This is a genomic window from Streptomyces sp. NRRL S-118 (genome assembly GCF_000716335.1).
GTDB lineage: Bacteria > Actinomycetota > Actinomycetes > Streptomycetales > Streptomycetaceae > Streptomyces.
Map to the genome: position 1 here is coordinate 249,573 of NZ_KL591006.1, position 21,745 is coordinate 271,317.

Genomic DNA, 21,745 nt, shown 5'->3' on the forward strand with positions numbered 1-21,745 from the left:
GGTCAGCGGGCACCGCGGCATCGCTTGGCGTCAGCGTCAGGACGCGAGGACCTCGTCGAGCAGGGCCTCGGCCTTGTCCTCGTTCGTGTTCTCGGCGAGTGCGAGTTCGCTCACCAGGATCTGGCGCGCCTTGGCCAGCATGCGCTTCTCTCCGGCGGAGAGACCGCGCTCGCGCTCGCGGCGCCACAGGTCGCGCACTACTTCGGCGACCTTGATGACATCGCCGGAGGCGAGCTTCTCGAGATTTGCCTTGTAGCGACGGGACCAGTTCGTCGGCTCTTCGGCGTACGGTGCACGAAGCACCTCGAAGACCCGGTCCAGCCCGTCCTGTCCGACCACATCGCGCACGCCGACGAACTCCGCATTGTCCGCTGGCACACGAACCGTCAAGTCGCCCTGGGCGACCTTGAGCACCAAGTAGGTCTTGTCCACGCCTTTGATCTGGCGAGTTTCGATGGCCTCGATCAGCGCGGCCCCGTGATGGGGATAGACCACGGTGTCGCCAACCTTGAACGTCATGTGACAGGTACCCCTTCCGTGGCTATCCAGGGTAACACGAGAACGGCTTCTTCTGAATGGCGTTTTCGCAGGTCAGGGCATATCTCGGGGCTTGACAACACGGACAGGAACGTGCTGCGGAGGGCTTGCGGAACGAGGTATTCGCAGGTGGGAGCCACTGCGCGGGCGGGGAGAAACGGGCCCGTTACACCCATCCGGCGACAGCGCGACGCGGGTGAAACGTCCCGTTATGTCTGGTTCGAAGCGGTGAAGTTCCCGTACTCCGTTCGGACGTCGGTCACCCGCTCGGACGCACGCCCCCGAGGATTCCCGAATTGACCCGCCGATGATCACCGGGGCGTTTTCGGTAAGGAATGCGTGACGCCCGCGGAATTGATCAAGGGGTGTTATGTGAACGGCGTACGAAGCCGCACGCCGGAGGCGCGCCGCGCGCGCCGACACGTGGCAGGGGGCGGGTCGGGTGCGGGAGCGGGTCGAGGGGTCGGTAACCTGAGCCCGCTGAGTGATCCTTAGCTCGGTCTTAGCCGTCCGTCTTCGGTCAACGGTCGTCCGTCGGCCGTCCGTCCGTACGTCCTAGGAGTTGCCGCCGCCGTGAGCCGCAGCCTTCGACGCGGCGTCCTCGCCGCCACCGCCATCGTGTTCTCGATCGCCTCGCTCTCCGCCTGCGGCGCGGGCAACGACGCCCAGACGCTCCAGATCAGGCCGGACAACGCGGCCACCACCGTCGGCGACATCAAGATCCAGAACGCCACGGTGATCGCGCAGGAGAAGCCTGGCGCCGAGGGCCCGGCCGTCGTCTCGGCGACACTCTTCAACGCCGGCGACAAGGAGGAGAAGCTGGAGGCCATCCAGCTCCCGGGCTCCGACGCCACCGTGAAGCTCACGCCCGCGGGCGGCTCCGGCGCCATCACCGTCCCGGCGTTCGGCTCGGTCGTCATCGGCGGCAAGGGCAACGCCTCGGCCGTGCTGGACCAGGGCGTGGACAAGGCCGAGCTCGGCAGCGCCCGCGAGGTCGTCTTCCAGCTCAGCGAGACCGGTGACGTGAAGCTCGACGCGTTCGTCGTCACGGCGCGCGGCTACTACGCGGACTTCGGTCCCACCGGCGCGCCCGAGGCGCCCGCCGCCACGCCGTCGGGCTCCCCGACCGCGTCGCCCACCGGCTCCCCGACCGGCTCCCCCTCGGGCTCTCCGGCCGGTACGCACGGCCAGGAGGGCGACACCCCGGCGACGGGCGGCGAGCAGTCGCACGCCGCCGGTCACTGACCCGCACCAGCGCGAGGGCGCCCCACCGGAGCTTTCCGGCGGGGCGCCCTCGCGTTCGTCCGCACGTCCCGTGCCGGCCGGCCTAGGGCTCGAACTTGTACCCGAGGCCCCGGACCGTCACCAGGTAGCGCGGCGCGCCCGGATCCGGCTCGATCTTGGCGCGCAGACGCTTGACGTGGACGTCGAGGGTCTTGGTGTCGCCGACGTAGTCCGCGCCCCACACCCGGTCGATGAGCTGCATGCGCGTGAGGACGCGGCCCGCGTTGCGCAGGAGCATCTCCAGCAGGTCGAACTCCTTCAGCGGCAGGTCGACCTTGGCGCCCGAGACCGTGACCACGTGGCGGTCCACGTCCATCCGCACCGGGCCGGCCTCCAGGGCCGCCGGCGTGACCTCCTCCGGCTCGCCGCGGCGGCGCAGCACCGCGCGGATGCGGGCGACCAGCTCGCGGGAGGAGAACGGCTTGGTGACGTAGTCGTCGGCTCCTATTTCCAGCCCGACCACCTTGTCGATCTCGCTGTCCTTGGCCGTGACCATGATGACGGGCACGTTCGAGCGGCCGCGCAGCTGGCGGCAGACCTCCGTGCCGGGCAGGCCGGGCAGCATGAGGTCGAGCAGGACCAGGTCGGCGCCGTTGCGCTCGAACTCGTCCAGCCCCTCGGGCCCGGTCGTCGCGACGGCGACTTCGAAGCCCTCCTTGCGGAGCATGTAGGACAGGGCGTCGCTGAAGGATTCCTCATCCTCGACGACAAGGACTCGGGTCACGGAAGGACCTCCGGGGCGGTGAGCGGTTCTGTGGTGGTCTCTGAGTCGTGGTGCCGCGGGCGGGACCCGGCGGAGCGGTCCCGTACTGCGCCGGCCTCGGGCAGCCGCAGCGTGAAGGTGGAGCCCTGACCCTCGGTGCTCCACACCGTGACCTCCCCGCCGTGCGAGGCGGCCACGTGCTTGACGATGGCCAGGCCCAGGCCCGTACCACCGGTGGCGCGGGAGCGCGCCGGATCGACGCGGTAGAAGCGCTCGAAGATGCGCTCCTTGTCCTTGTCGGGGATGCCTATGCCCTGGTCGGTGACGGCGATCTCTATGAGGTCGCCGCCGGGCGCGGAGACGCGGCGGGCGGCGATGCCGACGCGGGTGTGGGCGGGTGAGTAGTTGACGGCGTTCTCGACGAGGTTGCCGAGGGCGGCGGCGAGCTGGCCGCGGTGGCCCCATACGTACAGATCGTGGGTGCCTCCCGAGGCCATGGTGATCTGCTTGGTGCCGGCCGTGTGCCGGGAGCGGTCGACGGCCTCGGCGACCAGCTCGTCGACCCGCACCGGCTCGGCGTCGTCCAGCGGGTCGTCGTTCTGCACCCGGGAGAGGTCGATGAGCTCCTGGACGAGGTTGGTGAGCCGGGTCGCCTCGATCTGCATGCGGCCGGCGAAGCGGGTGACCGCCTCGGGGTCGTCGGAGGCGTCCATGACGGCTTCGGAGAGCAGCGAGAGCGCGCCGACGGGCGTCTTGAGCTCGTGGCTGACGTTGGCGACGAAGTCGCGGCGTACGGCCTCTATGCGGCGCGCCTCCGTCAGGTCCTCCACGAGGAGCAGGACGAGGCGGGAGCCGAGCGGGGCGACGCGGGCGGAGACGGCGAGGGCTTCGCCGCGGCCGGTGCCGCGCCGGGGCAGATCGAGCTCGACCTGGCGTATCTCCCCGTCGCGGCGGGTGTCGCGGGCCATGTGGAGCATCGGCTCGACGGCGAGCTTGCCGCCGCGGACCAGGCCGAGCGCGTACGCCGCGGAGCTGGCCTTGACGACGGAGTCGCTCTCGTCGAGCACGACGGCGGAGGAGCGCAGGACCGACAGGACCGTGTCCACGCCCGGCGGCAGCACCGCGTCCGTGTGGAGCGAGGTACGGGTGGGCCTGGCCTGGTCGCGCTCGCTCCAGCGGAACGCCAGCATGGCGATCACGCCGGTGCACGCCCCGGCGATCGCTGCCAATGCGGCGACCGCCGCGTTCACGTCCATGCATCCAGGTTATGCGGGGTGTCCGACACTCTCCCAGCCATCCGAGTGGGTGCTCGAACAGTCGTCGCCCAGAGTTCACCGAGGGGATAGTGACGGTTCACTTGTGAGGGAGGCCCCGGACTTTTTGGACTCGGACCGTGGGAGCGTGGGGGTCCGAGCCCCACCCGGACCCCTGTTGGTCGTACTGAGAGAGGGACATCCATGCGGGACGCGTACCACGAGGAACTGGACTCGATCGGCGAGGGCCTGGTCGAGATGGCCCGTCTGGTCGGGTCGGCGATCGGGCGCGCCACGACGGCGATGCTCGACGCGGATCTGAAGCTGGCGGAGGCCGTGATCGCGGCCGACCAGAAGGTCGACGACCTTCAGCACGACCTGGAGGCGCGGGCGATAGCCCTGCTGGCACGCCAGCAGCCCGTCGCGACGGACCTGCGGATCGTGGTGACCTCGCTGCGGATGAGCGCCGACCTGGAGCGCTCGGGCGACCTGGCGCAGCACGTCGCCAAGCTGGCCCGGCTGCGCTTCCCGGACCGCGCGGTGCCGCGGGACCTGCACGCGACGATCCTGGAGATGGGGCAGCTGGCGCAGCGCCTGATGGCGAAGGCGGCGGAGGTCATCATCACGAAGGACGTCGACCTGGCGCTGCAGCTGGAGCACGACGACGACGAGATGGACCGCCTGCACCGCACGCTCTTCCAGCACCTGATGGACGACCGCTGGAAGCACGGCATCGAGACGGCCGTCGACGTGACACTGCTGGGCCGCTACTACGAGCGCTTCGCCGACCACGCGGTGTCGGTGGCCAAGCGCGTGGTCTACCTGGTGACGGGCGAGCACGCCGACGAGCTCCAGCAGGCGGAGTCCCCGGTCGAGGGCGCCTGACGGCGGCGGACGGAACCCGGCTCGCGGACCGAAGCCTGCGCAGCAGTGCGAGGGACGCCGGGAAGAGGGGTCGCCGACGAGCTCCAGCAGGCGGAGTCCCCGGTCGAGGGCGCCTGACGGCCGGGCCCCGGCTGGTCGCGCCCCCGGGCGGCGGCGCGGGGCCGGTGGGACGGGCCTCTGTGCGCCGTTGATGCGCCATGTCGGCCGGGCATGCAATGGGGAGAGATGACGTACGCCTTCGAACGTACGCCTTTGAGGAGGGACCCCATGGCAGATTCCCCCGTGACCGACGTCCAGCAGGAAGCAGCACCGGTCGAAGTGGTCCACCTGCCCGTCCTGGGCGCCTGCGGATGCGGCTCGGGCTGCGGCTGCGGGTGCCAGTCGGGCGCCCCTTGCCAGTGCGGCGGCTGCTGCGGCTGACCGGCGCTCCACGTACGCGGAAGGGCCCCGACCGGGCATACCGGGCGGGGCCCTTTTTCTCGCGGCGTGCGAGGGGGGATGCGTACGACTTCTTGCCGGTGGCTGCTGGTGAGCCCCGGCGGCCCTCCGACGGCCCACAGACGACCTGGCACCGGTCATCGCTTGCGGGCCTTCGGGTGTGAGTAAGGGCTGTCCCGCTTTTGCAGTCAGGGGGTTCCGGAAGCCTCGCGTCGTGTGCGGCTGGAGTCTGCTCCAAAGGCTCCGAAGCTGTTCGCCCCACAGGTTGGTGACGCGGGAGAAGGACCGGTTGTCGACACGGCGTCGTTCGACTGGCTTAATGATCGACAGCTTGGGGTGGGAGGGGCTGGGTCAGCCCGTGCTGGAGTGGGGGAACCGGTATGCCAGTCCAGACAGTGCCTACGCGACCGACGCTCGGCACGTACGTGGTCATGGCGGCGTGCACCGGTGTCGCGGCCGTCCTGCTAGGGACGCTGTACCTGATCTACCGGGACATGGCGATCACGGGAGGCTGCGGATCGCGGTACGGCGGCGCATGTTCCGGGAAACAGTCCGCACACATCTTCGCGGCGCTCGTGGTGATGCCCGCCGCCGTGGCGTGCCTCGTGTTCCTGAACTGGGTTGTCTTCCGCCCGTACCGCCGGGGCCACGAGGCATACCGCCTCGTCATCCCACTTCTCCTGGCGGCGGGCGCCGTGGAGTTGTTCACAGCAGATGTTCCCCTTGGCGGCGCAGCCGCGCTCCTCGCCGCCGTCGGGGTTCTCCTGGCCTTCCGTAAGCCGGTCGGTGTGCGGGGAATGGTGTGGGGGCTGAGCCAGCACCGCCTCAGGGCGCTGACGAATGATCTCGAGGCGGAACCGTTGTCCACGGGCCAGAACGTCCTCTTCCTGTGCGCCAACGCCATCGGGACCGCGCTGGGACTGTTGGGTGCCGACCGGCTGTACTCGTCGCTGGGATGAACTGAGCCGACCGTTCGCGGCCCGGCGGGCACACCATCTCCTGCACGCTCAGACGCTGCTTCATGGGGCAGGTGGCCGAACAGGCTGAACGCCTTCTACGCGTCGGCGCTGCTGGGCGGCGGCCAGAACATCACGGCCGTGAGGGAGTACCTGGCAACGGCGACCCAGGGCTGACGCTCCGGGCCTACGCCCACCTCATGTCGAGCAGCCGGGAAGCACCCGGAAGGCCATCACGACCGTCTACGGCGCGGTCCGGCGCAACGTGTGACGACCCGCAGACGGCCCGAATGAATCAGCCCCCTACCGGCGGAGAAACCGCAGGTAGAGGGCATGATCACATGTGTTACTTCTTCTTGCCCTGGTTCTTGACCGCCTCGATGGCCGCCTTGGCCGCCTCGGGGTCGAGGTACGTGCCGCCCTTGGTCAGCGGCTTGAAGTCGGCGTCGAGCTCGTACACCAGCGGGATGCCCGTCGGGATGTTGAGGCCCGCGATGTCGGCGTCGGAGATGCCGTCCAGGTGCTTCACCAGGGCGCGCAGGCTGTTGCCGTGGGCGGCGACCAGGACCGTGCGGCCGGCCAGGAGGTCCGGGACGATGCCGTCGTACCAGTACGGCAGCATGCGGACGACGACGTCCTTCAGGCACTCCGTGCGGGGGCGCAGCTCCGGCGGGATGGTGGCGTAGCGCGCGTCGTTGGCCTGCGAGAACTCGTTGTCGTCGGCGAGGACCGGCGGCGGGGTGTCGTACGAGCGGCGCCACAGCATGAACTGCTCCTCGCCGTACTCGGCGAGCGTCTGCGCCTTGTCCTTGCCCTGCAGCGCGCCGTAGTGGCGCTCGTTCAGGCGCCAGGAGCGGTGGACCGGGATCCAGTGGCGGTCGGCGGCCTCCAGGGCCAGCTGCGCGGTGCGGATGGCGCGCTTCTGGAGGGAGGTGTGCAGGACATCGGGGAGCAGACCGGCGTCCTTGAGCAGCTCACCGCCGCGGACCGCCTCCTTCTCGCCCTTCTCGGTGAGGTTGACGTCCACCCAGCCGGTGAACAGGTTCTTCGCGTTCCATTCGCTCTCGCCGTGGCGGAGGAGGATCAGCTTGTACGGTGCGTCGGCCATGCGTACGAGATTAATGGACGCCGCTGACGGTTGACGGCTCCCGTCAATTGACTGGCCTCCGGGAGCATCGCCCTTGTAAGTTCCCCATGCTGGCAACGCCACTTACAGGGGGATGGGTTCATGTCGATGGCCACGCTCAGGCGCGCGGCGAGGGAGAGCGTCTCGGGGCTGCCCCGGGAGTTCTGGTGGCTGTGGACCAGCACGCTGGTCAACCGGCTCGGGGGGTTCGTCGCCACCTTCATGGCGCTCTACCTGACCCTGGACCGTGGGTACTCGGCGACGTACGCCGGGCTCGTCGCCGCCCTGCACGGCCTCGGCGGCGTCATCTCGTCGCTCGGCGCGGGCGTCATGACCGACCGGCTGGGCCGGCGGCCCACCATGCTGATCGCCCAGCTGTCGACCGCGCTCTCCGTCGCCCTCCTCGGCTTCATGGAGCACCCCGTCGCCATCGCCGCCGTGGCGTTCCTGGTCGGGGCCGCGTCGAACGCCTCCCGCCCGGCGGTGCAGGCGATGATGGCCGACCTCGTACCGCCCGAGGACCGCCTTCGGGCCTTCTCGCTCAACTACTGGGCGATCAACCTGGGCTTCGCCGTCTCGTCCGCCGGCGCCGGCTTCCTCGCCGAGTACAGCTACCGCGCCGGCTTCCTGGCCGAGGCCGCGATGACACTGGCCTGTGCGGTGCTGATCTTCGTCAAGGTCCCCGAGTCGCGGCCCGAGCAGGCCCCGGCGACGGCGGGGAAGGAGACCGCCGAGCCGGAGGTCGGCCTGGGGACCGTCCTGCGCGACGGACGGTTCATGGGGGTGGTCGGCCTGTCCTTCCTGATCTCGCTGATCTTCCAGCAGGGGTACGTGGGCCTCCCGGTCGCCATGGGCGCGGACGGCTTCACCAGCGCGGACTTCGGTGCGGCCATCGCCGTGAACGGCGTGCTGATCGTGGCCCTCCAGATCCCGCTGACCCGGTACATCGAGCGCCGCGACCCGCGTGCGCTGCTGATCGTCTCCGCGCTGCTCGCCGGGTACGGCTTCGGGCTCACCGCCTTCGCCGGTTCGATCGCCGTGTACGCGCTGACCGTCTGCGTCTGGACGGTCGGCGAGATGATCAACGCCCCGACCCAGACGGGACTGGTGGTGCGGCTGTCCCCGGTGCACGGGCGCGGGCGCTACCAGGGCGTCTACACGATGTCCTGGTCCGTCGCCGCGCTCGTCGCCCCGCTGATGTCGGGCTGGGTGATCGACCGGTTCGGCGCGCCGTGGCTGTGGGGGACGTGCGCGGTGCTGGGCACGGTGGCCGCGCTCGGCTACTGGCTGCTGATGCGTGCGCTGCCCGAGGACGACGCCCCCGTCACGGAGGTCGTGACCGGAGAGATCGCGGCCGCGCGGGCCCCCACCGAGGGGGAGAAGGTCACCGCCGCCTGAGGGCGCGCCGACCTCGTACGGGTTCTGGAGGCGTACGGCCACGGGGGTGCCGTACGCCTCCAGTCGTGTGGGGAGCGGGCCGGCGAAGTCGGTGACGTCGGTCGGTCCGATCTCGCCGATCCCGCCGGCCTCGCTGATGCCGGCGGTGGCGCCGCACGGCGCGATCCCGTCGACCTCGACCGGCCCGGCGCGGTGCCCGGGGAATCGGCCGGTTCCGGCCCCGCGTGGGCCGGGACCTTCCTAAGCTGCCGATGAGCATGGCTGAGCACCGACAACCGCACGGGGGCGAGAAGTGGACAGCGGGGCACCACTGCCGGACGCGGCCGCGACTCCGGGGGAGTTCGTGGCCACGATGCGCGCGCTGCGCCAATGGGCGCACCTGAGTTACCGCGCGCTGGAACGCCGCGCGCAGGAGGCCGGCGACGTGCTGCCCCGCGCGACGCTCGCGGGAGCGCTGAACCGCGACGAGCTCCCCAGGGAGGAGCTCCTCGCGGCGTTCGTCCGCGCGTGCGGTGGCGACGACGCGGCCGTCGCGACCTGGATCCGTACGCGCAAGCGCCTCGCGGCCGCGCTGGAGGGGCCTCCCCCGCCCCGCCCCGGGGCCGTCACCGAGGCACCGGCCGGAAGCGGCGACCTCGCCACCCCGGCGGGCGCGAACGCCGAGGACCCGTGCGCGACGGGCCTCTCGGAGACGGGCGCCACCGTGGACGGTGGCGTGGGCGGTGGCGTGGAGGCCCCGCCCGTGGTGGCCCCGGCGGACGAGCCGGGAGCAGGGCGCGCGGCCGTGCCGGTGAGCGGCGGGGAAGCAGCGGCTGCCCCGGAGGAGCCGCCGGCCGGACCGTCCGAGGCGGATCCGCCCGCACCGCAGCCCGAGGCTGGTCCCGGTCCCGAGGGTGCGCCCCCCGCCGGCCCGGGGGGCGCGGGTCCAGGTGGCACGGGCCCGGGCGGCACGGGTGCCGACCGACTCCGGCGGGCGGAGGCCGACAACAGGGTCGACGGAGCCAGGCCGACCGAGCCGGACGCCCGGTCCGCCCGGTCCCGGCCGGTGCAGCCCGGCACCCCGTTCGACGGATACCGGCCGGCGGAGGCGGAGCCCCGGTCGGACGAAACCCCGTCAGCCCAACAGGACCGTCGCCTGGACGGAACCGAACCGACCGCGCCGGACGCCCCGTTCGGAGAGGCCCGGCCCACCGCGCCGGACGCCCCGTTCGAGGAAACCCGTCCGGCGGTGGCGGACGCGTCTCCGGGCGGGGCCGAACCCGTGCTGGAGCAGCACCGGTTCGGCGTGACCCGACCGCCCCGGTCGGACACCCCACCGGACGCGAGCGGCCCTCCCGGGCCGGACGGCTCCACGGACCACGACCGGCCGCCCCGGCCGGACACCGCACCGGACGGGCCCGGCCACGCGGTTGGCGTCACCCCGCCGCGGGCCGCGGCGCCCGCCCCCGAAGAGCCCCCGCGGCACCAGCCGCCCGAGAAGGCCACCGAGTCCCGGAAAGCACCCGAACCCGCAACGCCCGCGCGCACCGTCCCGCCGGCGGGCAGCCGGAGCCGGGCGGCGCACCGCAAGGGGCGACGACGCGCGGGCGAAGGGCAGCGGCAAAGGGAGCAGCGGGGACGCGGACGGGTCGTGGCGGGGGCGGCCGCGGTGCTGGTGGTGCTCGCGGCCGGGGTGACCGGGGTGGCGCTGCTGCCCGACGGCGAGGGCCATACGCCCCCCGCGACACCCGGCGGGAGCCCGGCCGCCCGGACCCCGGCGGGCGCGAGCCCGTCCGGCGCCGGCCCGCGGCCGGTGTCCCGGCCGTCCGCGGGCGAGAGCTCCCCGCGGCCCGCCGCCCGGACCCCCGAGGTGTCCACGGCCCCGTCCCCGAAGCCCACGCCGGCCGTGAGCAGCAAGCGGCCCGCGCCCGAACGGCCCGGCCGCACGACGCCGCCCCCGTACGAACCCGACCCCACGCCGTACGAGCCGCCGCCCTGGACACCGTCGCCGACGCCGGAGGGCCCGTCCGGCGGCGGCAGCGGTGGCGGTGGCGGTGGCGACCCGTTCCCGGAGGAGACGTGCTGGGACGTCACCAACGACTGCGTGTGACGGCGGGAGGGCCGCCCGGGCCGCCTACTTGTACTGGTACTGCAGGCCCCACGTGTTGCTGTTCTTCTTCACCGGGGCCGTGGCCGTGGCCTTCCAGACGGTCCGGGTCACGCAGCCGCCGCGCGGCCCCGTGGCGAAGCGCTTCTTGGTGACGTTGAACTTCTTCGCCTCGTGGAACATCACCAGCCGCGCCTTCTTGACCTTCTTGCCGCCCGCCTTGGTGGGCACGGTGGCCTGGTAGGACCACTGGTCCGTCCAGGTCCACTGCGAGCCCACCGAGACGCCGATCTCGACGCTCGCCTTGGCGAAGATCACCCCCGCCTCGGCCGACGCCGAAGCGCTCACGGTCGCGCTGACGGCCGCGCTCCTGCTCTTGGTGTAGTTGATGGTCACCTTGGGCTTGGCCCAGTCGCTGCGCACCTCGGTGGCCAGCCACTTGGTGGTCGGCCTGCCGAACTTGTAGAAGGTCTGTCCCGCGTCGGGGCAGGCGAGGCTCCGCTGGGCCGAGCCGGCCAGGGTGGTCGTGGACGCCGGCGCGTCCGGGTCACCGGGGAGCGCGAGGGCTCCGCCGGCCAGGAGGGCGCCGGCGGCCGCGGCGGCCACGAGGGCGCGGTTCTTGCGGGGACGGCGGGCTGAACGGGCGTTGCTCATCAGGGTCCTCTTCTCGTGGAAGGAAGGAAGCGAGGGCTCGCCCCGGTCGTCGACACCGGCGGACGGCGAGGAACGCCCCGGCGGACACCACCGCTCGCATTCGACGGTTGCGAGGCGGCGGGTGGGCCGGTCGATGGCATGAGCGTGCCGGGCCCGCGGACCGTCCGGCAAGGTTTCCGGGCGGCCGGGACAGTCCGAAGAAACCCTCCTGACCTGCGGAAACGTCTCGGACTGTCCCAGACGGCCAGTGATCTTGCCGGACACCCGCGGGCCGCAGAAGCCTCCTTGGGAGCCCGCTCCCGGGCGAGTGAAGGAGGCTTCGATGTTCGGTCAGATACGGCTCGATGTGTGGCGTGCGCGCGGGGTGCACCGGGCGCCGCGGCCGCACGCGTGGTGGCAGCGGCCGGGTACGGCGGCGGTGGCGACGACCGCCCTGCGCACCGCCGCCGTCGCGGTGCTCGCCATGCTCGCCGTCGTGCTGGGCGCGGTCCTGGCCGTGCACGGCCCCTCGTCGGACGCGCCGACGGTCCTCCGGCCCCCGGCCGCGCCGCCGGCGGCGCCCGGCACGCAGCAGCCGCAGCCGTCACAGACCCCCGGGAAGCCCCCGACGCCCGGGCACCCGCAGAAGCCAGGGCAGCCGGCGAAACCCGGGAAGCCCGGGACGCAGCAGCCGGGTACGCCCGCGCCGGCGACGCGCAGCATCGTCCTCGTACCCGGCGACACCCTCTGGGAGCTCGCCGCCCGCCACCGCACCACCGTGGGCGAGCTCCAGCGGCTCAACGGCCTCGGCGCCTCGACCCTGATCCGCGCCGGCGAGACCTTCCGCGTCCCGGGCGCCGCAGGGCCGGAGGGGAGCGGGGGCGGGGGCGGGTCCGCCGGCGCCGCGAAGGCGGTGGCCTATGCCCGGGCGCAGCTCGGCAAGCCGTACGTCTGGGGTGGCACGGGACCGCGCGGCTACGACTGCTCGGGCCTGGTGATGCGTGCGTGGGAGGCGGCCGGCGTCCACCTGCCGCGCACCACGTGGGACCAGGTCCGTTCGGGACGGGCCACGACCCGCTCCGCCCTGGTGCCGGGTGACCTGCTGATCACGGCGAAGGGCGGCCACGTGCAGATGTACGCGGGCGGCGGCACGGTGATCCACGCGCCCCGCACGGGCAGCGACATCACGGTCGCGCCGCTGCCGCCGCACTCACAGGTGGTCGCCTACCGGCATATCAGCGCTTCGGAGCGGTCAGGTGGGTGAACGCGTCGAGGTTCCGGGTGGACTCGCCGCGCGCGACGCGCCACTCGTACTCCTTGCGGATCGCCGTCGCGAAACCCAGCTCCAGCAGCGTGTTGAACGCGCCGTCCGCCGCCTCCAGGACCGATCCGAGCAGCCGGTCCAGCTCCTGCGGGGTGACCGCGGAGAGAGGCAGCTTGCCGGTCAGGTAGATGTCGCCGAGTCCGTCGATCGCGTACCCGACCCCGTACAGCTTGAGGTTGCGCTCCAGCAGCCAGCGGTGGACGCCTGCCTCGTTCTCGTCGGGGTGCCGGATCACGAAGGCGTTGAGGGAGAGCGAGTGGTTGCCGAGCTTCAGCGAGACGGCGGTCGAGAGCTTGCGGGTGCCGGGGAGCGTGACGACGTACGTCCCGGGGGACGGGGACTCCCAGGCCAGTTCGGCGTCGTCCAGCGTCGATTCGATGATCTGCCGTGCTTCTGCGTGCCCTGCGTCAGCCATGGTGGGAGCGTACGTGACGCCGTCGCTCGTGCATCGCGGCGGTGTAGACGTCCGCCGTCGCCGATGCCGCCGCGTCCCATCCGAAGGACCCGGCGTGGAGCGCCGCCGCGTCCCCCATGCGGGCCGTGAGCGCGGGATCGCCGGCGAAGCGGTGCAGTACGGCCGCGTACGCGGCCGGGTCGTGGCCCCGTACCAGGAAGCCGGTCTCGCCGTCCCGCACCGCCACCGGCAGTCCGCCGACGGCCGCCGCGACGACCGGGGTGCCGGCCGCCTGCGCCTCGATGGCGACCAGCCCGAAGGACTCGCTGTACGAGGGCATGACGAGCACCGAGGCCGCACGGAACCAGTCCGCGAGCCGCTCCTGCCCCACCGGCGGGTGGAACCGCACGATGTCGGCGATGCCGAGGCGCGCGGCCAGCTTCTGCAGCCCCTCCGGCTTGGCGAGACCGCTGCCGCTCGGCCCGCCGACGACCGGGACGACCATGCGGGAGCGCAGCGAGGGGTCCCGCTCCAGCAGCAGGGCGGCGGCGCGCAGCAGGATGTCCGGGGCCTTCAGGGGCTGTATGCGGCCGGCGAAGACGGGGACGAAGGCGTCGGCGGGCAGGCCGAGCCGGGCACGGGCGGCGGCGCGGCCGTCGGCGGGGCGGAAGCGGTCGAGGTTCACGCCGGGGTGCACGACGGCGACCTTCGCCGGGTCGGCCTCGTAGAAGCGGGCGAGCTCGTCGGCCTCCTCCGCGGTGTTGGCGATCAGCCGGTCTGCGGCGCGCACGATCTGGGTCTCGCCGATCACGCGGGCCGCGGGCTCGGGGGTGTCCCCCTCGGCCAGGGAGGCGTTCTTGACCTTGGCCATGGTGTGCATGGCGTGCACGAGCGGTACGCCCCAGCGCTCGGCGGCGAGCCAGCCGACGTGGCCGGACAGCCAGTAGTGGGAGTGGACCAGGTCGTAGTGGCCGGGCCGGTGGCGCGCCCAGGCCTGCATGACGCCGTGCGTGAAGGCGCACAGCTGGGCCGGGAGCTCCTCCTTGGCGAGCCCTTCGTAGGGGCCGGCGTCCACGTGGCGCACGAGGACGCCCGGGGCGAGCTCGACAGCCGGGGGCAGGCCGCCCGCGGTGGCCCGGGTGAAGATCTCGACGTCGATGTTGATCGCGGCGAGGCGCTTGGCGAGCTCGACGATGTAGACGTTCATACCGCCCGCGTCCCCGGTGCCGGGCTGGTGCAGCGGGGAGGTGTGGACGCTGAGCATGGCGACCCGGCGGGGCGTCCGGGGCCGGCCGGGAAGCCGGAGCCGGGACGGCGTGGCCGCCAGGGTGCCGGCGAACCGGGACACGTACTGGCTCACGTCGGCGTCCTTCCGCAGTCCTTCATGGGTCCTCGTGGCAGGCATGACGCTCTCGGCATGCCGAAGGGAGGATGCGCTGGCCGATCCTCTCCAGCGCTCCACAACAGCGGAATGCGCCCCTTCATTTCCGTTTTGCCAAATCATTTACCCTCGTCCGCATGGCCCCGCGCATCACCCGCCCCGTGGGCACCACGACACGCGGGACCACCAACCCGAACCGGCTGCGCCGCATGGACCGCTGGATCGCCGCCGTCCACGGGCCGGCCCTGCGCCGCAGCGCCACCGCCCCGGTCGCGGTGGACCTCGGGTACGGCGCCGCCCCGTGGACCGCGGTCGAGCTCCTGGCGCGGCTGCGCACGGCCGACCCCCGCACCCGGGTCGTCGGCGTGGAGATCGAGCCCGCGCGGGTCGAGGCCGCCCGCCCGTACGAGCGCGAGGGCCTCCGCTTCCTCCACGGCGGCTTCGAGGTACCGGTGGAGGGCGCGCCCGCGCTGATCCGGGCGGCGAACGTGCTGCGCCAGTACGACGAGGGCGAGGTCGCCGCCGTGTGGGAGCGGCTGTGCGCGCGGCTCGCCCCGGACGGGCTGCTGGTGGAGGGGACCTGCGACGAGATCGGGCGGCGGCACGTCTGGGTGACGCTGGGGCCGGAGGGTCCGCGCACCGTGACGTTCGCCACCCGGCTGGGGTCGCTGGAGCGTCCCTCGGACCTGGCGGAGCGGCTGCCGAAGGCGCTGATCCACCGCAATGTGCCGGGGGAGCCGGTGCACTCCTTCCTGCGGGACTTCGACCGGGCGTGGGCGGCGGCGTCCCCGTACGCGTCGCTGGGGGCCCGGCAGCGGTGGATCGCGGCGGCGACGGCGCTGGCGGCCGACTGGCCGCTGGTGGACGGGCGGCGGCGATGGCGGCAGGGCGAGCTCACGGTGGCGTGGCCTGCCCTCGCGCCGGCGGGCTCCTGAAGAGGTACGCGTCCCTCGGCCGGCGGGCTCCTGGGGCAGGCGCCCCTCGCGTCGGTCGGCTTCCGAGCGGTACGCGGGGCCCGTGCCGGGGTGCTTCCGAGGAGTGCGCGCGGCGCTCGCGCCCCGGGTGCGCCCAACGCGTTTCCCCACCCCTGTTACTTTGCGGTTCGGCATGGCACCATCTCGGAGTCGGCCGGAAGTTACTGACGGTAAATCAGGTCGAGTGAAGAGGTTGGACCGTTGAGGGGGAGCTCGTGACCCGACGCCGTTGTGCCACTGCCGCGATCACGGTGGTCTGCGCCCTGACGGTGCTCACCTCACCCGCGTACGCCGCTCCCGCTCCCCCGGCACCCCCGCGGCCGGAGAAGAGCCTCGAGGAAGTACGCAAGGAGATCGACGGCCTGTACCGGCAGGCCGCGTCCGCCACCGACGCGTACAACCTCGCCGAGGAGCGGGCCGAGAAGCAGTCGGCCGAGATCGTGCGGCTCGCGCAGGCCATCGTCGACGGCCGGGCCCGCATCGACGACCTGAAGAAGCGGGCCGGTGCGGCCGCCCGCGCGCAGTACCGCAACGGCGGCGTACCGGACGAAGCCAAGTTCGTCCTCACCGACGACCCCCGCCGCTTTCTCGACGGCGCCGGGCGGCTCCTGCAGGGCCACAAGGCCACGAGGGACCTCCTCGGCGAGATGAACCGCACCCAGGCGGACCTGGAGGCGTACACCCAGGACGCCAGCAGCGAGTGGACCCGGCTGGAGACCAGCCGCGTCCGGCAGGCCAAGGCCAAGAAGGAGATAGAGGCCAAGATCGCCGCAGCCGAGAAGCTGGAGTCGCAGCTGGAGGCCGAGGAGCGCGAACGGCTGCTCCAGCTCGAGCAGCAGGAGCAGGCCCAGGCCCAGACGGCCTGGATCGGCTCGGGCGTGCTGAAGGAGATCGCCGGCAGCGCGAGCGAGGAGGGCCGCAAGGCCATCGAGTTCGCCACCGCGCAAATCGGCAAGCCGTACGTGTGGGGCGCTGAGGGTCCCGGGTCGTACGACTGCTCGGGGCTGACGCAGCGTTCGTGGGGCGCGGCAGGGAAGGCCATCCCGCGCACCTCGCAGGAGCAGTGGCGGCTGCTGCCCCGGATCGACATCAGGGACATGCGCCCCGGCGACCTGATCATCTACCACGCCGACGCCAGTCACGTGGGGATGTACATCGGGGACGGGGCGATCGTGCACGCCCCGCGGCCGGGACGGAACGTGACGATCGCGGGGGCCGGTTCGATGCGGATCCTCGGCGTCGTCCGCCCGGACAAGTAACGCATCCCGGGCAAAGGTCACCGGCGCCGATCGCAACCCGCACCGCCGCCGCCCCCGGCCCCGGGCCGGTGTGACCCGGGCGACACACAGCGCGTGACGTTCGTCATGGGCCGTTGCCCAACTACCTCCCACTGCGCGGCATATGCCATCGGCTCTTCACCGATCACCATTCCGCTGGGCCACCGAGGACCGCTATGGTCCCCGTCTGGTGGTGCGTCGCCCGACGCGCCACCGCGCCCTCGGGGGGAGGGAAGGAAACAGACCGATGCCCGTACCCGTACCGCGACAGAGGGTGAGCAGTCCCGCACCGGCCGCCGCCACCACCGTCGCGGACTCCGCCGGGACCACGGACCTCGTGCTCCTGGTGATCGAGGACGACCCGGCGGGCACCTTCACCGTCCCGGAGCTGGTGGACGCCTCCGGCTGCCGGGTCCGCATCCGTACCGCGCGGAACCTCACCGAGGCCGAGCGGCTGCTCACCGACGACGTCCACTGCGTCCTCGTCGACCTCGCGCTGCCCACCGGCCCGTCCGGCGGCGACGACCCGCTCGCCGCGCTGCGCCACGTGCTGCGCATCGCGCCGCGCCACGCCGTCCTGGTGCTGGCCGGCTCCGGCGAACCCGAGCTGGCCGCCGAGGCGGTCCGCTCCGGGGCCCAGGACCACCTCTTCCGCGAGGAACTCGACGGTCCGCTGCTCAGCCGGGCCATCCGGTACGCCGTGGAGCGCAAGCGCGCCGACTCGGTGCAGGTGAAGCTGGCCGAGTCACGGCTGCGCGCACAGGAGAACGCCCGCCTGGAGCGGGGACTGCTGCCGACGCCGCTGCTCCAGGGCTCCGACCTGCGCTTCGCGGCCCGCTACCGGCCCGGGCGCTCGCGTGCGCTGCTCGGCGGCGACTTCTACGACACGGTGCGCACCCCGGACGGCACCGTCCACGCCATGATCGGCGACGTGTGCGGGCACGGCCCGGACGAGGCGGCGCTGGGCGTGGAGCTGCGGATCGCGTGGCGCGCGCTGACGTTCGCCGGGCTGTGCGGGGACGAGCTGCTCTCCACCCTCCAGCAGGTCCTGGAGCACGAGCGCGCCAACGACGAGATCTTCGCGACCCTGTGCACGGTGGACATCGCCCCGGACGGACGCCGTGCCGGGCTGTGCCTGGCGGGCCACCCGTCCCCCCTGATCGCCCGCCGGGGCCGGGCGGCGCAGCTGCTCCCGTACGAGGACGGCGGCCCGGCGCTGGGTCTGCTGCCGCACGCCCGCTGGCCGCGCCGGCAGGTGGAGCTGGGTGGCTCGTGGAGCCTGATGATGTACACGGACGGCCTGATCGAGGGCCGCTCGGCCGGCCCGGGTTCGCTGCGGCTCGGCCAGGACGGCATGGTCGAGATGATCAACCACCAGCTGGCGCAGGGCCTGCACGGCGAGGAGCTGCTGGAGGCCGCGGTGACGCAGGTGCGGGAGCTGAACGGCGGCGAGCTGACCGACGACGTGGCGGTCCTCCTGCTGGACCGCGCACCCCGCGCCCCGCGCGGCACCTAGAAGAACCAGGTCTCGTCGATCAGCCCGCCGCCGGGCGGTTCTCGGGTCAGCGCCCGCCGTTGTAGGGGCCGTACGGGCCGTCGCTGCTCGAGCCGCCGCGGCGGCCGCCCGACACGTGCCGCAGCGCCGGACGGACGTCGACCATGAACACGATCGACGCGACCAGCCCGGCGAGCTGGAGGAACAGCATCGGGACGAGCAGGTTCACCGCGACCGTGACGCCCAGGATGATCAGCCAGAACGTCTTGGTCTGCTTGTCGGCGGCGCGGTACGCGTCCTCGCGGGCCGTCATGGCGATGACGAAGGCGACCACCGCGATCGCGAGCATGGCCAGGTAGAGCAGGGACATGAAGGAGCTGAATCCCTCGAGCAACATGCTGAGCACCGCCTCACCAGTGACGTAGGCCGCTGAGGGCCCCTCGCGGCCAAGGTACCCCCACAACGCCTGCCCCGCGCCGAAGGTGCCCGGGGCGAGCGTGTGCGGGGGCGGGGACTACTGGTCGGCCGGCGTGGTGGTCTTCTTCGCCGCGGGCTTGCGGGCCACCGGCGCCTTCTTCGCCGGGGCGGGCTTCTTCGCCGCGGACTCGGCGCGGTCCCCCGCCGGGGAAGCGGGCGTGGACGCGGTCGTGGACGACGGGGTGGCCGGGGAGTCCGGCTCGACCGCCACCGCGATCTCGGTCAGCTCCTCGGCGGCCTCGCCGCGCCACTGCCGCACGGCCTGCTCGCCGTGCTCGGCGACCCGCTCGTAGGTCTCACGCGCCCTGACCGCGTACTCGGCGGCCACGCCGACGCTCCGCAGCGCGAAGTCCTGGGCGGTCTCGCCCAGCTTCTTCAGGTCCGTGTCCAGCGACCCGAGCACCTCGGTGACCTTGGCCTGCGCCTCCTTGGCCTGCGCGGTCACCTTCTCCTGCACGACCTTGGGGTCGGTGTTGCGCACCGCGTCGATCCGCGCCGGCGCCTCCGTCCTGAGCTGCTCGATCAGACCGGGCACCTTCTTGGCCTGCTGCACGGCGAGGTCCGCCGTACCGGCGGCGAAGTAGAGGGGCGTACGCAGTTCTTCGATGATGGCCACTGTGGGTCCTCCGGGAGGGGTCGCGGATGTCAGTCGTCGGTTGAGGTGCCGTCCTCGGTGATGTCATCGGCGCCTCTGGTCTCCGCATCGAGCCCGTTCTCCTTGCGGAACGAGTCGTAGATCTGGAGCAGCACCTGCTTCTGCCGCTCGTTGATCGAGGGATCGGCGAGGATCACGGCACGCGTCTCCAGTTCCTCGCGCTCCCGCTCCTCGAGGATCCCGGCCCGTACGTACAGCGTCTCGGCGGAGATCCGCAGCGCCTTGGCGACCTGCTGCAGCACCTCCGCGCTGGGCTTGCGCAGCCCGCGCTCGATCTGGCTCAGATACGGATTGGACACCCCGGCGGCATCGGCGAGCTGCCGCAGGGACAGCTGCGCGGTGCGCCGCTGCTCGCGGAGGTACTCACCGAGATTGCCGACGTTGAGTGATGCCATGCCACCGATGCTGCACCACCCTGCTAACTATTGCAAGCAAATGCTTGCTGGTGTGTCACACCTCGCATGCCGCCCGGTGGGCCCCGCTCCGCCCCTTCCCCGCCGCCGGCGCCTCACGCCGCCTCCGCCTGCGGGAAGCGCGCGAGCGGTGCCTCGCGCTGGAAGAAGGTCTTCGCGCGGATCATCGCCCGCTCGTCGGCGCGGACCTGGCCCGGACGGGAACCGTTGCCGAGGAGCACGCCGCCGAAGTTCATCCCCAGGTAGGCCGCCGTGTGGTTCAGGGTGGTGACCAGTCCGTCGGCCCGGGCCTCGCCGCGGTCCGCCATGACCGTCACGCCCCACAGCGTGCGGCCCGCCATGCGCCGCTTGAAGTCGGAGCCGGGGACCGCCAGCCAGCCCGACCAGTAGTCGAGGTAGCGCTTGGTGTGCGCGGACAGGCTGTACCAGTACAGGGGCGAGGCGATGACGATGTCGGTGGCCTCCAGGGTGGCCTGCCGCAGCGTCTCCTCGGGCTCGGCCGCCTGCCAGGCCTCGCTCTCGTGGCGTCCGTCCTGGAAGTCGGGCAGCGGTACCCGGGTCAGGTCGATCCAGCGCTGCGGGACGTCCGCCGGCAACTGCTCGGCGGCGGCCCGGGCGAGCATCTCCGTGTTGCCGTCGCTGCGGGAGCTGCCGAGGACGAAGAGGAAGGAGCGGTCCGGGCCGGGGGTGGTGTCGCTGGTCATGTGTGCTCCGGTCTCGGCCCCGGGTCTCCCGGGGCAATCGGTGAGGTACCGGCTTCCAACTCCTTTGCCCGGCCCGCCTATTCCGCGCCCCGCCGGGTCAGCGCCGCCGCCATGCGCCGCACCGCCTCCGTGAGCAGCTCCGGCGAGGCCGCCAGGTTGAGCCGTACGTGCCCGGCGCCGCCCGTGCCGAACGCCGCGCCGGAGACCAGCGCCACCCGGCCGCGCTCGAGGAAGAAGGCGGCGGGGTCGGCACCGCCGAGGTCGAGGGCGCGGCAGTCCAGCCAGGCGAGGTACGTCGCCTCGCCCGGGCGGTGGGAGACGCCGGGCAGGTGCCGCGCCAACAGGTCCCCGAACAGGCGCCGGTTGGCGTCGAGCCCCGCGAGCAGGGCGTCGAGCCAGGCGGTCCCCTCGCGCAGGGCCACGGTGTGCGCCATCACGCCCAGGTGGCTCGGGCCGTGGCTCACCTCCTCCGGCAGGCGTGCCAGGTCGCCGGCGGCCGCGGGGCCGAAGACCGCGAGGGCCGCCTTGAGCCCGGCGAGGTTCCACGCCTTGGACGCCGACATCAGGGACATGCCGTCCTCCGCGCCCGGCACGCTCAGGTACGGCACGAAGGCGGACCCGCCGGCCACGATCGGGGCGTGGATCTCGTCCGCCACGACGCGCACGCCGTGGCGGCCGGCCAGGGCGGCGACCGCGGTGAGCTCCTCGGCGGTGTGCAGGGTGCCGGTCGGGTTGTGCGGGCTGCACAGCAGGTACGCGGCCCGCCGCCCGCCCGCCGCGGCGCGGTGGAACGCCTCCTCCAGCGCGGCGAGGTCGATGCGCAGGTCCTCGCCGAGGGGCACCTCGACGACGCGCCGGTCCAGGTGGGTCACGAACTGGTAGAAAGGCGGGTAGACGGGGTTGTTGACGATGACCGCGTCGCCCGGGCCGGTGACGAGCTTCAGCAGTTCCACGGCGCCGAGCATCACATCGGGGACCAGGGCCGTGCGCTCCACGGCCACGCCGTCCCAGCCCCAGCGCTTGCCGGCGAACTCCGCGAGCGCCTCGGCGTATCCCGTGCCGGCCGGGTAGCCGGTGTCGCCGAGCGCGATCGCGTCGTGGAGCGCCCGCGCGACGGGCTCCGCCAGGGGTACGTCCATCTCGGCGACCCACAGCGGCAGCACGTCCTCGGGATGCGTGCGCCACTTGACGCTGGTGCGCCGGCGGAGCTGGTCGAGGGAGAGCACGCGCAGCGGGTTCGGTACCGGTCCGCCGGGTGCGGCGTGCGCCTGCGGTATGTCGGCCATGGGCACACGGTAGGCCGCGCGCCGCGGGGAAGCACCCCCGCCTGCCCCGTCCGGGCCGCAGCCCGC

22 protein-coding genes are annotated in these 21,745 nt (G+C 72.7%); 10 read left to right on the forward strand and 12 right to left on the reverse strand.

Going from position 1 to position 21,745, the window contains the following annotated elements; translation table 11 throughout:
• Positions 1–36 precede the first annotated feature (36 nt).
• Positions 37–519 carry a CarD family transcriptional regulator gene (locus tag IH00_RS0114010; RefSeq protein ID WP_003953493.1) on the reverse strand — a complete coding sequence of 161 codons (483 nt, stop codon included), beginning with the start codon at positions 517–519 and terminating at the stop codon, positions 37–39.
• 591 nt (positions 520–1,110) lie between these two features.
• Between IH00_RS0114010 and IH00_RS0114015 the strand changes: the two genes are divergently transcribed.
• Complete coding sequence (locus IH00_RS0114015; protein WP_031073312.1) at positions 1,111–1,782, forward strand: hypothetical protein; 672 nt, start codon at positions 1,111–1,113, stop codon at positions 1,780–1,782.
• A gap of 82 nt (positions 1,783–1,864) precedes the next feature.
• On the opposite strand, the gene IH00_RS0114020 is transcribed toward IH00_RS0114015, so the two are convergent.
• Both IH00_RS0114020 and IH00_RS0114025 read right to left on the reverse strand, forming a co-directional pair.
• Positions 1,865–2,545, reverse strand: coding sequence for a two-component system response regulator PhoP (locus tag IH00_RS0114020; protein WP_031073314.1), 681 nt, complete (start codon positions 2,543–2,545; stop codon positions 1,865–1,867).
• Positions 2,542–3,780, reverse strand: a complete 1,239-nt coding sequence (locus IH00_RS0114025) for a two-component system sensor histidine kinase PhoR (protein WP_031073315.1) — start codon at positions 3,778–3,780, stop codon at positions 2,542–2,544. The genes IH00_RS0114020 and IH00_RS0114025 overlap by 4 nt, the downstream gene beginning before the upstream one ends.
• A gap of 201 nt (positions 3,781–3,981) precedes the next feature.
• Between IH00_RS0114025 and phoU the strand changes: the two genes are divergently transcribed.
• From phoU to IH00_RS0114035, 3 genes are all read left to right on the forward strand, one after another.
• The gene (gene phoU / locus IH00_RS0114030; RefSeq protein ID WP_031073318.1) at positions 3,982–4,662 is read left to right on the forward strand and encodes a phosphate signaling complex protein PhoU; all 681 of its coding nucleotides are present in this window, start codon (positions 3,982–3,984) and stop codon (positions 4,660–4,662) included.
• Positions 4,663–4,929: 267 nt separating this feature from the next.
• Positions 4,930–5,082, forward strand: coding sequence for a hypothetical protein (locus tag IH00_RS43350; protein ID WP_199819751.1), 153 nt, complete (start codon positions 4,930–4,932; stop codon positions 5,080–5,082).
• Positions 5,083–5,495: 413 nt separating this feature from the next.
• Positions 5,496–6,059, forward strand: coding sequence for a hypothetical protein (locus tag IH00_RS0114035; protein WP_158827808.1), 564 nt, complete (start codon positions 5,496–5,498; stop codon positions 6,057–6,059).
• Positions 6,060–6,402: 343 nt separating this feature from the next.
• On the opposite strand, the gene IH00_RS0114040 is transcribed toward IH00_RS0114035, so the two are convergent.
• On the reverse strand, positions 6,403–7,164 hold the full coding sequence (locus IH00_RS0114040; protein ID WP_031073322.1) for a phosphoglyceromutase: 762 nt from the start codon (positions 7,162–7,164) through the stop codon (positions 6,403–6,405).
• Positions 7,165–7,284: 120 nt separating this feature from the next.
• Between IH00_RS0114040 and IH00_RS0114045 the strand changes: the two genes are divergently transcribed.
• Positions 7,285–8,580, forward strand: a complete 1,296-nt coding sequence (locus IH00_RS0114045; RefSeq protein ID WP_031073324.1) for an MDR family MFS transporter — start codon at positions 7,285–7,287, stop codon at positions 8,578–8,580.
• A 343-nt stretch (positions 8,581–8,923) separates the two neighbouring features.
• Positions 8,924–10,669 carry a hypothetical protein gene (locus tag IH00_RS41810; RefSeq protein WP_158827810.1) on the forward strand — a complete coding sequence of 582 codons (1,746 nt, stop codon included), beginning with the start codon at positions 8,924–8,926 and terminating at the stop codon, positions 10,667–10,669.
• 24 nt (positions 10,670–10,693) lie between these two features.
• On the opposite strand, the gene IH00_RS0114055 is transcribed toward IH00_RS41810, so the two are convergent.
• Positions 10,694–11,320, reverse strand: coding sequence for a hypothetical protein (locus IH00_RS0114055; RefSeq protein ID WP_052411377.1), 627 nt, complete (start codon positions 11,318–11,320; stop codon positions 10,694–10,696).
• Positions 11,321–11,642: 322 nt separating this feature from the next.
• Between IH00_RS0114055 and IH00_RS42740 the strand changes: the two genes are divergently transcribed.
• Entirely contained in the window at positions 11,643–12,563 is a 921-nt protein-coding gene (locus IH00_RS42740; protein WP_052411378.1) for a C40 family peptidase, read from the forward strand.
• Here the strand turns inward: IH00_RS42740 and IH00_RS0114065 are convergent.
• Entirely contained in the window at positions 12,535–13,038 is a 504-nt protein-coding gene (locus tag IH00_RS0114065; RefSeq protein WP_031073332.1) for a type III secretion system chaperone family protein, read from the reverse strand. The two genes, IH00_RS42740 and IH00_RS0114065, sit on opposite strands and share 29 nt — an antisense overlap.
• On the reverse strand, positions 13,031–14,377 hold the full coding sequence (gene mshA / locus IH00_RS0114070; RefSeq protein WP_031073333.1) for a D-inositol-3-phosphate glycosyltransferase: 1,347 nt from the start codon (positions 14,375–14,377) through the stop codon (positions 13,031–13,033). The genes IH00_RS0114065 and mshA overlap by 8 nt, the downstream gene beginning before the upstream one ends.
• Before the next feature lie 158 nt (positions 14,378–14,535).
• Between mshA and IH00_RS0114075 the strand changes: the two genes are divergently transcribed.
• The 3 genes from IH00_RS0114075 to IH00_RS0114085 all read left to right on the forward strand — a co-directional run bounded on the left by IH00_RS0114075 (position 14,536) and on the right by IH00_RS0114085 (position 18,165).
• A complete protein-coding gene (locus IH00_RS0114075) occupies positions 14,536–15,333 on the forward strand; it encodes a class I SAM-dependent methyltransferase (protein ID WP_031073335.1) in 798 nt (265 codons plus the stop codon).
• 254 nt (positions 15,334–15,587) lie between these two features.
• The gene (locus tag IH00_RS0114080; protein WP_031073337.1) at positions 15,588–16,631 is read left to right on the forward strand and encodes a C40 family peptidase; all 1,044 of its coding nucleotides are present in this window, start codon (positions 15,588–15,590) and stop codon (positions 16,629–16,631) included.
• 265 nt (positions 16,632–16,896) lie between these two features.
• Positions 16,897–18,165, forward strand: coding sequence for a PP2C family protein-serine/threonine phosphatase (locus tag IH00_RS0114085; RefSeq protein ID WP_031073339.1), 1,269 nt, complete (start codon positions 16,897–16,899; stop codon positions 18,163–18,165).
• Between the two features lie 46 nt (positions 18,166–18,211).
• Here IH00_RS0114085 and IH00_RS0114090 read toward each other — a convergent pair whose 3' ends face one another.
• From IH00_RS0114090 to IH00_RS0114110, 5 genes are all read right to left on the reverse strand, one after another.
• Entirely contained in the window at positions 18,212–18,541 is a 330-nt protein-coding gene (locus tag IH00_RS0114090) for a DUF2516 family protein (protein ID WP_031073341.1), read from the reverse strand.
• Between the two features lie 117 nt (positions 18,542–18,658).
• Entirely contained in the window at positions 18,659–19,237 is a 579-nt protein-coding gene (locus tag IH00_RS0114095) for a hypothetical protein (RefSeq protein ID WP_031073342.1), read from the reverse strand.
• A gap of 29 nt (positions 19,238–19,266) precedes the next feature.
• On the reverse strand, positions 19,267–19,671 hold the full coding sequence (locus IH00_RS0114100) for a helix-turn-helix domain-containing protein (protein WP_031073344.1): 405 nt from the start codon (positions 19,669–19,671) through the stop codon (positions 19,267–19,269).
• A gap of 113 nt (positions 19,672–19,784) precedes the next feature.
• Positions 19,785–20,393: a flavodoxin family protein gene (locus IH00_RS0114105; RefSeq protein WP_031073346.1), complete on the reverse strand. Its 609-nt coding sequence runs from the start codon at positions 20,391–20,393 to the stop codon at positions 19,785–19,787.
• Between the two features lie 77 nt (positions 20,394–20,470).
• On the reverse strand, positions 20,471–21,679 hold the full coding sequence (locus tag IH00_RS0114110; RefSeq protein ID WP_031073348.1) for a MalY/PatB family protein: 1,209 nt from the start codon (positions 21,677–21,679) through the stop codon (positions 20,471–20,473).
• Between the last annotated feature and the right edge of the window lie 66 nt (positions 21,680–21,745).

Coding starts and splice junctions, on each gene's coding strand:
- IH00_RS0114065 (WP_031073332.1), bottom strand. CDS start 13,038: ATGGCTGACGCAGGGCACGCAGAAGCACGGCAGATCATCGAATCGACG.
- IH00_RS0114055 (WP_052411377.1), bottom strand. CDS start 11,320: ATGAGCAACGCCCGTTCAGCCCGCCGTCCCCGCAAGAACCGCGCCCTC.
- IH00_RS0114085 (WP_031073339.1), top strand. CDS start 16,897: ATGCCCGTACCCGTACCGCGACAGAGGGTGAGCAGTCCCGCACCGGCC.
- IH00_RS42740 (WP_052411378.1), top strand. CDS start 11,643: ATGTTCGGTCAGATACGGCTCGATGTGTGGCGTGCGCGCGGGGTGCAC.
- IH00_RS0114100 (WP_031073344.1), bottom strand. CDS start 19,671: ATGGCATCACTCAACGTCGGCAATCTCGGTGAGTACCTCCGCGAGCAG.
- IH00_RS43350 (WP_199819751.1), top strand. CDS start 4,930: ATGGCAGATTCCCCCGTGACCGACGTCCAGCAGGAAGCAGCACCGGTC.
- IH00_RS0114110 (WP_031073348.1), bottom strand. CDS start 21,679: ATGGCCGACATACCGCAGGCGCACGCCGCACCCGGCGGACCGGTACCG.
- IH00_RS0114040 (WP_031073322.1), bottom strand. CDS start 7,164: ATGGCCGACGCACCGTACAAGCTGATCCTCCTCCGCCACGGCGAGAGC.
- IH00_RS0114010 (WP_003953493.1), bottom strand. CDS start 519: ATGACGTTCAAGGTTGGCGACACCGTGGTCTATCCCCATCACGGGGCC.
- phoU (WP_031073318.1), top strand. CDS start 3,982: ATGCGGGACGCGTACCACGAGGAACTGGACTCGATCGGCGAGGGCCTG.
- IH00_RS0114105 (WP_031073346.1), bottom strand. CDS start 20,393: ATGACCAGCGACACCACCCCCGGCCCGGACCGCTCCTTCCTCTTCGTC.
- IH00_RS0114090 (WP_031073341.1), bottom strand. CDS start 18,541: ATGTTGCTCGAGGGATTCAGCTCCTTCATGTCCCTGCTCTACCTGGCC.
- IH00_RS0114075 (WP_031073335.1), top strand. CDS start 14,536: ATGGCCCCGCGCATCACCCGCCCCGTGGGCACCACGACACGCGGGACC.
- IH00_RS0114045 (WP_031073324.1), top strand. CDS start 7,285: ATGTCGATGGCCACGCTCAGGCGCGCGGCGAGGGAGAGCGTCTCGGGG.
- IH00_RS0114025 (WP_031073315.1), bottom strand. CDS start 3,780: ATGGACGTGAACGCGGCGGTCGCCGCATTGGCAGCGATCGCCGGGGCG.